General features: G+C 58.8%; 8 protein-coding genes. 5 read left to right on the plus strand and 3 right to left on the minus strand.

The genetic code is table 11. From position 1 onward, the window contains the following. Nucleotides 1-230 precede the first annotated feature (230 nt). Nucleotides 231-1,019 (minus strand): energy transducer TonB, encoded by a 789-nt coding sequence (locus tag ACYVGU_RS17370; protein WP_460623078.1) that lies wholly within the window; start codon nucleotides 1,017-1,019, stop codon nucleotides 231-233. Nucleotides 1,020-1,226: 207 nt separating this feature from the next. On the opposite strand from ACYVGU_RS17370, the gene ACYVGU_RS17375 reads away from it, so the two are divergent. From ACYVGU_RS17375 to ACYVGU_RS17390, 4 genes are all read left to right on the plus strand, one after another. Beyond that, nucleotides 1,227-3,071, plus strand: coding sequence for a P-loop NTPase family protein (locus ACYVGU_RS17375; RefSeq protein ID WP_460623079.1), 1,845 nt, complete (start codon nucleotides 1,227-1,229; stop codon nucleotides 3,069-3,071). A gap of 156 nt (nucleotides 3,072-3,227) precedes the next feature. Next, a complete protein-coding gene (locus ACYVGU_RS17380; protein WP_460613891.1) occupies nucleotides 3,228-4,196 on the plus strand; it encodes a bestrophin family protein in 969 nt (322 codons plus the stop codon). A gap of 120 nt (nucleotides 4,197-4,316) precedes the next feature. Next, the gene (locus tag ACYVGU_RS17385; RefSeq protein ID WP_460623080.1) at nucleotides 4,317-5,867 is read left to right on the plus strand and encodes an FAD-dependent oxidoreductase; all 1,551 of its coding nucleotides are present in this window, start codon (nucleotides 4,317-4,319) and stop codon (nucleotides 5,865-5,867) included. A 75-nt stretch (nucleotides 5,868-5,942) separates the two neighbouring features. Continuing rightward, a complete protein-coding gene (locus ACYVGU_RS17390) occupies nucleotides 5,943-8,075 on the plus strand; it encodes an FUSC family membrane protein (RefSeq protein WP_460623081.1) in 2,133 nt (710 codons plus the stop codon). 135 nt (nucleotides 8,076-8,210) lie between these two features. Here ACYVGU_RS17390 and ACYVGU_RS17395 read toward each other — a convergent pair whose 3' ends face one another. Then, nucleotides 8,211-10,145 (minus strand): sensor histidine kinase, encoded by a 1,935-nt coding sequence (locus tag ACYVGU_RS17395; RefSeq protein ID WP_460623082.1) that lies wholly within the window; start codon nucleotides 10,143-10,145, stop codon nucleotides 8,211-8,213. Between the two features lie 132 nt (nucleotides 10,146-10,277). After that, nucleotides 10,278-12,332 carry an alpha/beta hydrolase family protein gene (locus ACYVGU_RS17400; RefSeq protein ID WP_460623083.1) on the minus strand — a complete coding sequence of 685 codons (2,055 nt, stop codon included), beginning with the start codon at nucleotides 12,330-12,332 and terminating at the stop codon, nucleotides 10,278-10,280. Between the two features lie 157 nt (nucleotides 12,333-12,489). Here ACYVGU_RS17400 and ACYVGU_RS17405 point away from each other — a divergent pair, with 157 nt between their 5' ends. Beyond that, the gene (locus ACYVGU_RS17405; protein WP_460623084.1) at nucleotides 12,490-13,392 is read left to right on the plus strand and encodes a LysR substrate-binding domain-containing protein; all 903 of its coding nucleotides are present in this window, start codon (nucleotides 12,490-12,492) and stop codon (nucleotides 13,390-13,392) included. The last annotated feature ends 12 nt before the right edge of the window (nucleotides 13,393-13,404 follow it).

Here is a 13,404-nt window from a genome sequence, read left to right on the forward strand (position 1 = left end):
GGATATCCAGGCAGACGTAAATGAGGGAAAAGTATTTTAAAAAGGAGATGCTGGTTTCCCCAGCGGTTGCAAGAATCCAAGCGGGTAGCCTGATTTTTTATCCGAAGAAACAGGCCAGCAAATGCACAAGGATGAGGTAGCTACTATAACCGCGCCGCCGCAAAAAGGCTTTTGCGAACAGGCCAGAAATTTACTACCCCGTGCCCCGGCTGCAACCCAAGCATTACCTGTTACAGGCTAAACACGACCGGCAGTACCATCTTCTGCCGCATTGGCTCGCCCTTGTAAGTAGCGGGCTGCCACTTCGGCGCGGCCTTAATCAGCCGGATGGCTTCTTCATCGAGGCCGGAGCCTAGCCGTTTGATTGGCTTGATATCGGAGAGGGTACCATCTTTCTGGATGATAAATTCCATCATCACGCGGCCTTCCACTTTGCGCTGGCGAGCCAGAGCGGGGTAGCGTTGGTTTTTCTGAATCCACTCGAAAAAGGCCTCGGTGCCACCCACCGGGCGGGCGGGCTGATCGGGGGCTACTACCTGGGTAGTGGGGCTAGCAGAGTTGGCAGGAGCAGCCGCGCCGGTAGCGCCACTTCCTGCATCAGCCGGAATCTGGAAGCTGATGGGCACCGTGATGCGCTGGCGTACCACGCCGCCGCGGTGCTGGGCCGGAGTCCAGCGGGGGCCAGCTTTTATCAAACGAATAGCCTCCGCGTCGAGGAGCGGATTAACGGGCTGCGCCACGGCTACGTTGGAAATCGAGCCGGTTTTTTCCACTACAAACGTAACCGACACGGTGCCTTGCACCCCGGCCTGCAGCGCCTCAGTAGGGTACTGCTGCTTGTCGCCGAGATACTGAGCGTAGGCCTCCATGCCGCCTAGGGGCACGGCAGGCTTTTCTACGGCATCATAAATCTCGCTGGCGGCCGGCGCTTTGGGGTACTTGAGTTTTTTCTGGGCGAAGGATGGGGCGGCAGAAAAGAGTAAACCGGCCAGTAAAAGCACGCGAAACGAATGTGGCATAGAAATTAAACCGAATGAGAGGATAACACACTGGCGCAAGAACCGCACCAGCACCGAGCAGAGTTTCAGCTGCGCTACTAAAATAGAGTATTTCGCTAGGGTTGCTGATGCACTAAAGCCTGCTACATAGTTCTGCTCGGTGGGCGGCTGCCTTCCGGGCTTGCGGTTCCGCGCCGTACCTTCGCGGCTTCACCTGTTGCTGTTGCCGTGCCCACCTCTCCCGAGTTTCGTTTGTTTTCCGTCGCGCCGGCGGAGTTATTTCAGGATGCCATTGCGCGGCACACCGAGCGCGAAAACTACTTCGCCAGCCGGCATCGGTTGGTGTCGTTGGTGAGGGTAGCGCTGTTTCTGGCGGCTGGCGTGTGGGCATGGCTGCTGTTTAGCAACGGCAACGTGGGAGCCGGCGTTGGAGTGGTAGTGGGCACATATCTGGCGTTTATTGGGCTGGTGCGCTGGCACACGCAGGTGGGGTATGAGCGCGAGCATCACCGCCTGCTAAAGCAGCTAAACCACGACGAACTGGCGCGCCTACAGGGGCAACTGCGCGGCTTCGACCCCGGCCGCCGCTACCTAGATGCCCAGCACCCCTACGTCGCTGACCTAGATGTATTCGGCGACCATTCCCTGTTCCAGCTGCTAAACCGCAGCACGTCCCGCTTAGGCCAGGATTGGCTGGCCGGCTGGCTGCTAGCCCCCGCCACACCCGCAACCGTGCGTGAACGGCAGGAGGCTACGGCCGAGTTAGCGCCCGATATAGCCTGGCAGCAAGAATGGCAGGCCCGCGCCCGCCACTACCCCCGCCAGGAATCGGACCCCAGAGAGTTTGCCGCGTGGCTGCGCGAACCAGATTTTTTTGCCTCCCGAGCTTGGCTCTTGCCCTTGTTGGTGCTGCTCCCGGTGCTGGCAGTTGGTGCCGTTGTGGCCGCCCTGAATGGCTACGGCACGCTGCCACTGCTGGCGTTATTGCTTACCGCTGCCCTCAACGCCCGCTTCGCCACCATCCGGCTGCAATACTACGAGCACGTCACCATCATGCGCGATGCGCTGCGGGCCGCGCAGGACCAACTCGCCCTGTTTGAAGCCGGAAATTGGCAAAGTCCTGCCCTACGCCGGTTGCACCGCGTGCTGCATGATACGGGTGGTACGGCCGCAGCCAAGTTACTAGGTCGCTTATCGGCCGTATCCGGCTGGTTTTCGGCGCGGCAAAACCCGGCGGTGGCGGGCGTACTGAATGCGTTGCTGCTCTGGGATTTGTGGGGCATGTGGCAGCTGGAGCGCTGGAAACGCCGCCTGCACCACGGGCTGGAGCCGCTGCTGGAGGCCGCGGCCGAGTTGGATGCGCTGGTGAGCCTAGCCGCTTTCCGGGCCGCCAACCCCAGCTTTGCGGAGCCTGCCGTAACGGCCGCTGCCCTCACGGTAACGGCCGAGCAATTGGGCCATCCATTACTGTTTGCTGAAACCGGCGTGCGCAACGACTTCCATATGGCTGGGTCTGGCCAAACGGTGGTAGTCACGGGCTCCAACATGGCGGGCAAAAGCACGTTTCTGCGCACCGTGGGCCTGAATCTGGTGCTGGCGCAGGCCGGCGCGGTAGTGCCCGCCGCTACATTTGAGTGCGGCCCGGCGCAGGTGTACACGGCCATGCGTACCAACGATAACTTGGCCGAAAGCACTTCCTCCTTCTATGCCGAGCTGAAGCGCTTGCGCCTGCTACTCGACCTAACAGCTCCGGGCAGCGAAGCCAGGGGCCTACCCGTATTCTATCTGTTAGATGAAATTTTGAAGGGTACCAACTCCGAGGACCGCCACCGCGGAGCCCGGGCGCTGGTACACCAGCTGCACCAGCGGCCCGCCAGCGGCCTTATCAGTACCCACGATCTGGAGCTAGCTGCTTTGGAAGAGGAACTGCCTGAGCACGTACGCAATGTGAGCTTCAACTCGTTTCTCAACCCCGACGGTACGCTGCACTTTGATTACCACCTGACCCCGGGTGTGTGCCGCTCCTTCAACGCCAGCCAACTGATGCGCCTGATGGGTATAGTGCTGGACTAGCTAGGTAAATGATCTGGAATGTAACTCGGCTGTAAAGGGGCTTTGTTGCGTAAGGGCAGAGAAGACGTAAGGCCATTAACGTGGTTTAATCTGAGGTTAATGGCCGAATTCTATCTTGCCGTTTACCATATTCTCTGGTCTCTTAACGCTTAGCTTGTGTACATCCGCGAAAATCTCCGCCTGCATATTATCTGGAAACTTGGCTGGAAATCCATCGTGATTTTCACTGTGTATAGCCTGCTGGTATGCATCGTGTACGGGCCTCTGAATTTCCATTCGGTAGCAATTCCGTGGCAACCGGCGGCTACGCTGGGTACGGCGGTGGCTTTTTATATAGGCTTTAAAAATAACGGCTCCTATGACCGGTTCTGGGAGGGGCGGCAGCTGTGGGGTGGCATCGTGAACAGCAGCCGCACGGCCGCCGTCCAGATTCTAGAGTTTATTACCTCCGTGGTGGATGCGCCCGGCATTGATGCGCCCGCCGCTACCGCCGAGGAGCTGACCGACCGCCACCGCCGCCTGGTGTACCGCCAAATTGCGTGGTGCAACGCCTTGCGCATTCATTTGCGGCGCCAGCCTGAGCAGTGGGATGCCGCCGTAGCGCCTTTCCTAGATGAAGAAGAATCGGAGCGGCTGCGGCAAACGGCCAACCCGGCGGCTCAAATCCTGCGACAACAGGCCGCCGCCCTCCGGATGTTGCGGGAGGAGCGAGGCCTGCTCAACGATTTCCAGCACGTGACCATGATGAACACCATTGAGGTGCTCTACAACCTGCAGGGTGGCTGCGAGCGAATCAAGAACACGCCTTTTCCGCGTCAGTACGCCTTTTTTAGCATGCTGTTCGTGTACCTGTTCACGGCCGTTATGCCCCTAGGGCTGGTAACGGAATTTGCCAAAATGGGCCCCAACCACATCTGGCTTACGGTGCCCTTTTCCGTGCTGGTGTCGTGGGTGTTTTCCACCATCGAAACGGTGGGACACAACAGCGAAAACCCCTTCGAAAACAACATGAACGATGTGCCCATGACGGCCATCTGCCGCTCCATTGAAATAGACCTGCGCCAGATGCTAGGCGAAACGGAAGTGCCCAACAAGCTGGAGCCAATAGAGGACATTCTGTACTAGGTGCCCGCTAGGCTGAAACCGTACCCAAACTGGTTTCAGCCTCAAGCTCGACCTTAACCCCAGCTGAGCAGGAGGCGTACGTCAGAGGACTTCTATCCTGAACCTTGACCAACTGCCGTTATGCCCCAGCCCAACCCTACCCAAACGTCCGGTGCTACTACTTCCTCGTGGTTTTCCACGGCGGCCCCACTGCCCTCCTTCCAAGCCTTGCGCGAAAATCTGACGGCCGATGTGGTGGTAGTAGGGGGCGGCATTTCTGGCCTTACCACCGCTTATTTGCTGGGCCTAGAGGGCAAACACGTAGTGTTGCTGGAAGATGGCGAGCTGGCCAGCGGCGAATCGGGGCGTACCACGGCCCACCTGAGCTTCGCACTGGATGATCGGTATTCGACCCTGGAACAGCTCTTTGGCCAGGAGGGCGCGCGCCTAGCTGCCGAAAGCCATCAAACCGCCGTCGACCGCATCGAGCAAATTGTCAAGAAGGAAAATATTGACTGCGACTTTACTCGTCTGCCTGGCTACCTGTTTTTGCCCCAGAGCGGCACACCCAAGGAGCTAGACGAGGAGCTGGAAGCCGCGCACCGGGCTGGCCTCAAGAATGTAAAACGCCTCCCCGATGCCGGCGCCCAAGGGTTCCAGACCGGTGAGTGCCTTGTTTTTCCAAACCAAGGCCAGTTTCACATTCTAAAGTACCTAGCAGGTTTGGTACGCGCTATTGAAGAGCAAGGCGGCCAAATTTTCACGAAAACCCACGTGGAGGAGGTTCACGGCGGCAAGGAGGCTAGGGTGGTCACTTCAGGAGGCAAAGAGGTGCGCGCGCAAGCGGTGGTAGTAGCCACTAACACGCCCTTCAATGACCGAGTAGTGATGCACACCAAGCAGGGCCCGTACCGCACCTACGTGGTAGGTGCCCGCGTCCCGAAAGGCTCGATAACCAAAGCGCTGTACTGGGATACTGCCGACCCCTATCACTACATCCGACTGCAGGAGGTAGAAAACGCCGACTATGACCTACTGATTGTGGGCGGCGAAGACCACAAAACCGGACAGGAAGACGACCCCGCAGACCGCCTGCGCTGTCTGGAGTTTTGGATAGAAGCACACTTCCCCACAGCCGGTAAAATCGACTTTCGCTGGTCGGGACAGGTGATGGAACCCAATGACGGGCTCGGCTACGCGGGCCGCAACCCGCTGGATGCAGAGAATATCTACATCATCACCGGCGACTCGGGCCACGGTATGACCCACGGTACGCTCGGCCCCATCATCATCACCGACCTGATTCTGGGCCGCGAAAATCCTTGGGCCAAGCTGTATGACCCAGGCCGGGTAACGCTGAAACCGGAATCAGTGAAGGAGTTCGTGCGCGAAAACGTAAACGTAGCCGCTGAGTACACCGACCTGCTCACGGGAGGCGATGTGAGCACCGAGGCTGATATTGCACCAGGTACCGGAGCCGTACTGCGCCGTGGCATCACGAAAGTGGCTGTGTACCGAGACACCAAAGGCAAAACCCACGAATGCTCGGCCATTTGCCCCCACCTGGGCTGCGTGGTGCACTGGAACGGCCTGGAAAAAAGCTGGGACTGCCCGTGCCATGGCTCGCGCTTCAATGCGTTGGGCAAGCTTATGAATGGCCCCGCAAATTCCGATTTGGCGCCGGTTGACTAGCTGGACTGTTGTACCTTTCCCTCCCGAACCGGGCCTCGTGCGTATAAGCCGGGTCTTACTTTCGGCGCGGCTATCATGAACGAACGGGTACGTTCCTTTCAGTACTTCTTTTCCAGCCAGGAATTTTCCGATGGTCTGCGGACCACACTTTCCATTCTGCTGCCCGGCCTGGTGTTAGGCAGCGTAGGCGACCTAGTAACGGGCCTAACGGTATCGTTGGGCGCGGTGTGCGTTAGCCTGACCGATGCGCCGGGCCCGATGGTGCACAAGCGCAACGGCATGCTGGCAGCCACGGCGCTTATCGGAATAATGGCCCTCATTACCGGTTTTCTGCACCCGTATCAGTGGTTGCTGGGCGCAGAGGTGGTAGTAGCCAGCTTTGTGTTTACCATGCTGCTGGTGTATGGCAACCGGGCCGGCGGGGTAGGTACGGCTGGGCTACTGGTTATTATCCTGATGCTGGAGCGACCTTTGGCACCAGCGGAGGTGCTCCCGTACGCGGCCCTAATTGTAGCGGGCGGCTTCTGGTATTTGTGCGTTACGGTGCTGTTTGATCGGTTGCGGCCGTACCGCCCGGCCCAGCAAGCCCTCGGCGACTGTATCCGTACCATTGCCGACTTTCTGCGCCTTAAGGCCGAGTTCTACCGCACGGGCACCAACCTGGAGCAGGATTACCGGCAGCTACTAGCCAAGCAGGTTTCGGTAAATGAAAAGCAGGATGCCGTGCGCGAGCTGCTGTTCAAAACCCGGCAACTCATGAGCGAATCGACCGGCACGGGCCGACGGCTGGTGCTCACGTTTGTAGATGTAGTAGACCTCTACGAGCAGATTACCATTACCTACCACGATTACAGTGCCCTGCATCAGCGGTTTGAGGGCACCGGTATTCTGGATGTAATTGCCCGGGAAATTGAGCAGTGCGCCGCCGAGCTGGAAAATATCGGCTTTGCCATTCAGGCCAACCACGGCTACACCTCCGGCCGCGACCTGATGGCCGGCCTCGAAAACCTCAAGCTCCGGATTGACGCCCTCGAGGACCCTAGCAAACCCGGCTACACGCTCATGCTCAAAAAGATTCTGGTAAACCTGCGCAACCTCACGCAGCGCCTCCAGGATGTACGGGCTTACTTCGATACGACGGCTAAGGCGCCCATTGGCCGAGAGCTGGAGTTCGGGCGGTTCGTGGCGCACCAACGCTTCGACCTCAAGCAGCTCCGCGACCACCTGACGCCGCAGTCGAGCATTTTTCGGCATTCCGCGCGCATGTTTGTGGCCTGCCTTATTGGGTTCCTGATAACGCAGGTGCTGCCTGGTACTCATAGCTATTGGGTACTCATGACCATCACCTACATGCTCAAGCCCGCTTTCAGCCTCACCAAAGAGCGCAACGTGCAGCGCGTACTAGGTACTCTGATGGGCGGAGCCCTCGGCGCCGCTATGCTCTGGCTGATTTCTGACCATATGGTACTGCTGGCCTTGCTGGTGGTATGCATGCTAGTTTCCTTCAGCTTTGCGCGCATCAACTACCTAGTAACCGTCACGTTCATGACGCCCTTTATCCTGATTCTGTTTAGTTTCTTGGGGCTGGGCTATGTGCAGGTGGTAGAAGAACGGGTGTTTGATACGGTGCTGGGCTGCTTTATTGCCTTCTCAACGGGCTATCTGCTGTTTCCGAACTGGGAGTCGGGGCAGTTGCACGACCACCTGAAGGCCGTACTGCGCGCCAACCTGCACTACCTCCGCACGTTGCAGGAAGCGCTCAGCGGCTCGGCCGTGGCCGTGCTGGATTACAAGCTGGCCCGGAAAGATGTGTATGTAAGTTCTGCCAACCTGAGTGCGGCCTTTCAGCGCATGATGTCGGAGCCGCGCGCCAAGCAGCACCGGCCCACCGAGGTGCACGAGTTTGTGGTGCTCAATCACATCTTGTCTTCCAATGTGGCCTCCATTACCTCCGCGGTGCTAGCCGGCGATATGCGCCCCTCACTGCCCGCTGCCGGCCAAAAAGCTCTGCGCCAGGCCCAGCAAGCCCTGCACCGTAGCCTTCGCCGCCTCGATCCGCAGCAGCCGGAGGCGCCCGCTAGCCCGGAGGCTCCGGCCGCTTCCGCCGCCGCTGCGCCCCCCACTGATCCGCTGCTGAATGAGCAGCTGGAGTTTATCCAGAAAGTCAGCAGTGATATAGGCAAAGTCACGGAAGCCGTGCTGAAGTAAGCGCCTAGGGTGCCGCACACGGTAAACCCTCACAAGAGGTTGCCCTGCCAAGAGCCAAGCCCACTCATACTCAGGCTGGCGTTTTGCTGAAAGTTGCTCAGCTCAACCTAGGCCCTTGAAGTATATGAGCTGCTATCAGCAGGGTAGTAGCACCTCAATGCAAGAGCCCTGTTGGGAGCTGCGGATAGAAAGTTGGCCGTGCAAGTAGTTCACGCGTGCCTGCACACCCCGCAGTCCGATACCAGCATACGGCTTATCCTGTTCGAAGCCCCGGCCGTTGTCTTCTACGGTTATGCTCAGGGCGGTTGGCTGGCGTTGCAGCTGCACCGTAACGGTATTGGCGCGGGCGTGGCGCACGGCATTGTTGAGCAGCTCGGCGGCAATGCGGTAAGCCGCTTTCTGAATCTGAAGGGGTAGCTCATCCAGGCCATCATCACAGTGGACCTCCACCATGGGGTTGCCGTAGAGGTTGAGCAGTTCGCCTAAGGCAGCTACAGAATCAGCCAGGCTGTCTTGTCCTTGCTCGGCAGGTAGCAGGGCGTGACTGTAGGTGCGTACCTCGTCACGCAGGTGTCGGAGCAGCAGCTCGGCTTGTTTGCCCGCATTGGCCGCTTCGGGGGAGGTGGCCAGTGCCTGCCGAACCGCCGGACCCTGCCAGGCCAGATGCAGCGCGGCCAAGTTCGGGCCCAGTGCATCGTGTAGCTCCCGGGCCAGCTGCTCGCGTTCTTCTTCTTGGGCCGCAATGAGCAGGGCGCTGTGCTCGTTGCGCTGCCGCAGCTCCCGAATACGTAAGTCGGCGTTTTGCTTGAGTGTGTGCCGAAAGCGGCCCGTGAGCAGGGCACTCAGCACCAGCAACTCCAGAAACAGGCCCCACGCCAGCGGATTAGGATAGATGGGGTTGAAGCTGCTCAACCCCACGTGGTTGCTCCAGAAAATGGCAAAGCCACTGGAAAAGAAAAAGAATGTGAGCATGTAATACGCCGCCAGTTGGCCCCACCGCCGCGTACGCACCACAATCAGCAGAGTAGCCCAGCTATAGCCGAACAGAGCCAGCAGTACCAGCTCGCGGGTGGTATTCAATACCTGTAACACCTCCGGGCTGTTGCGCACGGCCCACGGAAACAGGCTGGCATACAGCACAACAAAAAGCACCGCTACCCGCGCCAACCAACGGCCACTCCAATACAAGCGGGGCCAGCCGCCGCGCAGCCGCAAGAACAACTGCATAATATGGATGCCCGCCGCTGCTGCCAGCACCATAAAGTTGAATTGGCCTACCGTCCAGATCAGCCGGTACAAGCTGGTGGGCAGTAGCATGGCATCCAGGCCATCTTCCATCATCAAAAACAACAATACGCACGCCACATACGCCACGTACCAGATATAAATTTGGTCGTGGAGGAAGGCGAAAAGCACGAGCGCAAAGAGGGCGCTGCCTAAGTAAAAACCCAGCATCCAGACCCAATGCCGCTCAAAGGGGAAGTTCATTTCCCAGGCCAAGAAGTGCTCGGCCGTCTCGATGTAAGTAGGCAGGTAGAGGGCACCAGCGTGCAGATCGATGCGCAGGTACAGGGTTGCCGTCTCGTGAGGGGCTAGGGTAAAGGGGAAGCTCAGGGAACGAGCGGGAACTGGCCGCTCCGAGGCCGGAACCCAGGAACTGGAGGCGGCCACCTTCTTAAAGGTGGTTTCGCCCTGGCGGCGGCAATACAGCGCGGCGCTATCAGTGAAGTTGAAAATGCTCCAGAAGTAGCGCAGGCGCTGGGCCTCGGTGTTGCGCACCGTTAGCCGCATCCAAACACGCTCATGCAACAGCCCTAGGTTAAGGGTTTTGTGCCAGGGCCCGGGCTTAAATTTGCCCGCCCGCCATTGCGCTTCTACCTGGTTGGGGTCGGGTGGTACACTGAACGGCTCGGTGTAATAGCGGTAGGCTTCAGAAATATGCGGCCCTTTCGGGTCTTTCAGCAGAAGCGTGTCGCGGAGGAGCTTGCCCGGCTCAGGTGCAGCATAGGTGCTTACGCACCCTGTCAACCACCAGCCCAGAAGGAAGGTAAAGCTAAAACGTAACCACATACACTAGGGGTAGGAAGAGCTGCTGCTGTGGTAAATAAATACAAATTCATCAGGTTAAAAAATAAAACGGGACACTACCGCTGAGGAAGCTCAGCGGTAGTGTCCCGTTTAAAATTCAAGAACTGCTATTGTCTATTTAGCGGCCTGAACCTCAGGCTTGAGGGTGCGGCCCAGCCACTCAAAAAACACGCGGTTCCAGAGCACCGAGTTTTGGGGTTTGCTGATCCAGTGGCCTTCATTGGGAAAGTACAGAAACCGGCTAGGTATGCCTCGGAGCTGAGCCGTACCGAATGCCTCCATGCCCTGGCCCTCCGGCACCCGGAAATCCTTACCGCCATGTATCACGAGCAGCGGCGTGTCCCAGTTTTTGGCGAACTGTTGGGGGTTGAAATCGGTGTATGATTTATGTAGCGGCGTTTCCCAGGGGGCGCCGCCAATGTCCTGCTTGGCAAAGAACATTTCCTCGGTGCTAGGGTACCAGCTGGTGAGGTTGTAGAGGCCACAATGGGCAATGAAAGTTTTGAAGCGGCCTTCGTGCTTGCCGGCGAGGTAGTACACCGAGTAGCCGCCATACGAAGCACCTACGCAGCCCAGGCGCGCCTTGTCAACGTACGGCTCCTGGCTGACGGCATCAATAGCTGAGAGATAGTCCTGGATGGCTTGGCCGCCCCAGTCGCCGGAGATGCTGTTGTTCCATTCAGTGCCGAAGCCGGGCAGGCCACGGCGGTTGGGGGCCACCACAATGTAGCCATGAGCCGCCATCAGCTGGAAATTCCAGCGGTACGAGAAGCTTTGCGTAATGGGGCTTTGCGGGCCGCCCTGGCAGTACAGTAGGGCTGGGTACTTTTTGCTCGGGTCGAAATCGGGCGGATAGATAACGTACACCTGCATCTGCTTGCCGTCGGTGGTTTTCACCCAGCGGGCTTCGGTTTTGCTGGTTTTAATGCCGGCCAGCTCCTGCTGGTTGATGGTAGTAAGTGGCGTTTCGCGGCCACTTTTCAGGTCTACGCGCACCAGGTCGGCGGGCAGGGCCTGGGTGGTTTTATTCACGATGGCCACGTCGTTGCCGGTCAGCTCAAAGGAGTTGTAGTTGAAGGCACCTTTGGTTAGCTGCTTTACTTTGCCGCCTTTGCTAGCCACCGAAAACAGCTGCTCGGTACCTTCCAGGGGGCTCACGAAAAAGATGGTTTTGCCATCGGGGCTCCAGCGAATGTTGGCGGCCGTCTGCTCCGAGCCTTTCGTGATGTCTTCGCGCTTCTTGGTTTTGAAATCATACACCACAATCCCGTTGCGGTCCGACTCAAAACCGGGGGTAGCCATGCTCAGCCACGCCACTTTAGTGCCATCGGGCGAGAAGACGGGCTCGGTGTCGTAGCCGCCCATGCCTTCGCTCAGGTTCAGGGTTTTACCCTCCCGAATGTCGTAGAGGTAGATGTCGGAGTTGGTGCTTTCGGCCTCGGCCTTGCCCGTGAGCTTACGCGAGGTGTAGGCCAGCCGGTAGCCATCGGGCGAGAAGGTTAGCTGCTCAGAGCCCCCTAGGGGCTGCAGCGGCGAGTCGAATTTCTCACCGGCCATTACATCTTTGCCGTAGCCGGTTGGCCGGCCATCAGTGCCTAGGGGCTGGAAGAACACGTGCGAGGCTTTGTAGTCGTCCCAGGCGTTCCAGTGGCGGTAGTTCAGGTCATCAATGATTTTGGCATCGGCCTTGGGCAAATCCGGGAACATCTCCTGTACCGTCTGGCCCGTTTTCACGTCCTGGGTGTAGAGGATAAAGTTGCCTTTGGGCGCGTATTTAAGGTTGGCCAAGCCTTCTTCCTTGAACTCGCTGAGCTTCTGCTTGCCCGAGCCATCGGGGTTGATGACGTACAGTTGGTCGGAGCCGCCTTCACCGGAAATAAACGTGAGCTTGCCGTCAGGGCGCCAGTTCAATGTGTTTTCAGAATCAGGCGTATTGGTCAGTTGCTTGGCTGCGCCGCCGGCCACGGGTACCACCCAAATGTCGGAGTTGCCTTTGTTTTCACTGAGGTTGTAGCGCGTGACGGTGTAGGCCACCGTTTTGCGGTCCGGCGACACCTGCATTTCGCCCAGGCGGCCCAGTTTCCAGAGCAGCTCAGGGGTGTATACGGTTGGTTGGGCGGCGGCACCTAGGGGCAGGAAGGCCAGTACCGTCAGAAAATAGTTTTTCATGTGGGCTGAAGTAAGGGGAAAGCAAGGTAGGCAGAAGCGGCCGGTCGTGAAATGCGGCCTGCGTCAAGCCAAGCCGAACGCCATGCTCAGCATGGCAGGGAAGGGTAGCGGTTTCTGCGCCCTTTTCCGGTGCTATTCTGCCGCGTACCTTGCGCCCATGCCCGATTTTCGTTTGCGCGTTTTCCAGTCGGTGGCCCGGCACCTGAGCTTTACCAAGGCAGCACAGGAGCTCTATATCTCGCAGCCAGCCATTACCAAGCACATTCGGGAGCTAGAGCGCGCCTACGGGCAGCGCCTGTTTGAACGCCGCGGCAACCGCGTGAGCCTGACCGAGGCCGGTACCTTGCTGCTGGCCCACGCCGATGCGGTAGCCCAGCTGCACGAACAACTCACGGAGCAGCTGCACAACCTGCACAGCGAAGCCGCCGGCCGCCTTCGGCTCGGGGCCAGCACCACGCTAACTCAATATGTACTGCCTGGCATTTTGCCCGGTTTTCAGAAACGCTACCCCCAGGTAGAGCTGACGCTACTCAACGGCAACTCCGAGCAAATTGCGGAGGCCATTTTGCACGGCCAGCTCGACCTAGGCTTTGTGGAAGGCCGCTCTAAAAGCCGCGACCTGCACTACGAGCCACTGCTGGCCGATGAGCTAGTAGCCGTGCGCCGGGCCACCCCAGGCGGCCCACCTGCGCAGCCCATGTCGCTTCCGGAAGCCATAGCGCACCCGCTGGTATTGCGGGAGCGGGGCTCAGGCACCTTAGAAGTGCTGGAGTTTGGCCTGCGCGAGCAGAAAATCAAGCTCACCGACCTGCAAGTGGCGTTCTATTTCGACAACACCGAAGCCATTAAATCTTACCTCGAGGCGGCGCCCGAAGCCCTGGGGTTTGTGTCGCGCAGGGCCCTAGCACGGGAACTAGAAGCGGGCCTGCTGGAAATTGTGCCTATTGAGGGCCTGGAGCTGCCGCGCAACTTCGAGGCGCTGTGGGTTCAGGGGCAGCCATTGCCTAGGGCCGCCGAGCGGTTTCTGCGGTATGCCCAGCTTCAGTATAACCTAAAGTAATTGCCTATAACC

Source organism: Hymenobacter tenuis, from assembly GCF_054780495.1.

Coding starts and splice junctions, on each gene's coding strand:
- ACYVGU_RS17405 (WP_460623084.1), top strand. CDS start 12,490: ATGCCCGATTTTCGTTTGCGCGTTTTCCAGTCGGTGGCCCGGCACCTG.
- ACYVGU_RS17370 (WP_460623078.1), bottom strand. CDS start 1,019: ATGCCACATTCGTTTCGCGTGCTTTTACTGGCCGGTTTACTCTTTTCT.
- ACYVGU_RS17390 (WP_460623081.1), top strand. CDS start 5,943: ATGAACGAACGGGTACGTTCCTTTCAGTACTTCTTTTCCAGCCAGGAA.
- ACYVGU_RS17395 (WP_460623082.1), bottom strand. CDS start 10,145: ATGTGGTTACGTTTTAGCTTTACCTTCCTTCTGGGCTGGTGGTTGACA.
- ACYVGU_RS17385 (WP_460623080.1), top strand. CDS start 4,317: ATGCCCCAGCCCAACCCTACCCAAACGTCCGGTGCTACTACTTCCTCG.
- ACYVGU_RS17400 (WP_460623083.1), bottom strand. CDS start 12,332: ATGAAAAACTATTTTCTGACGGTACTGGCCTTCCTGCCCCTAGGTGCC.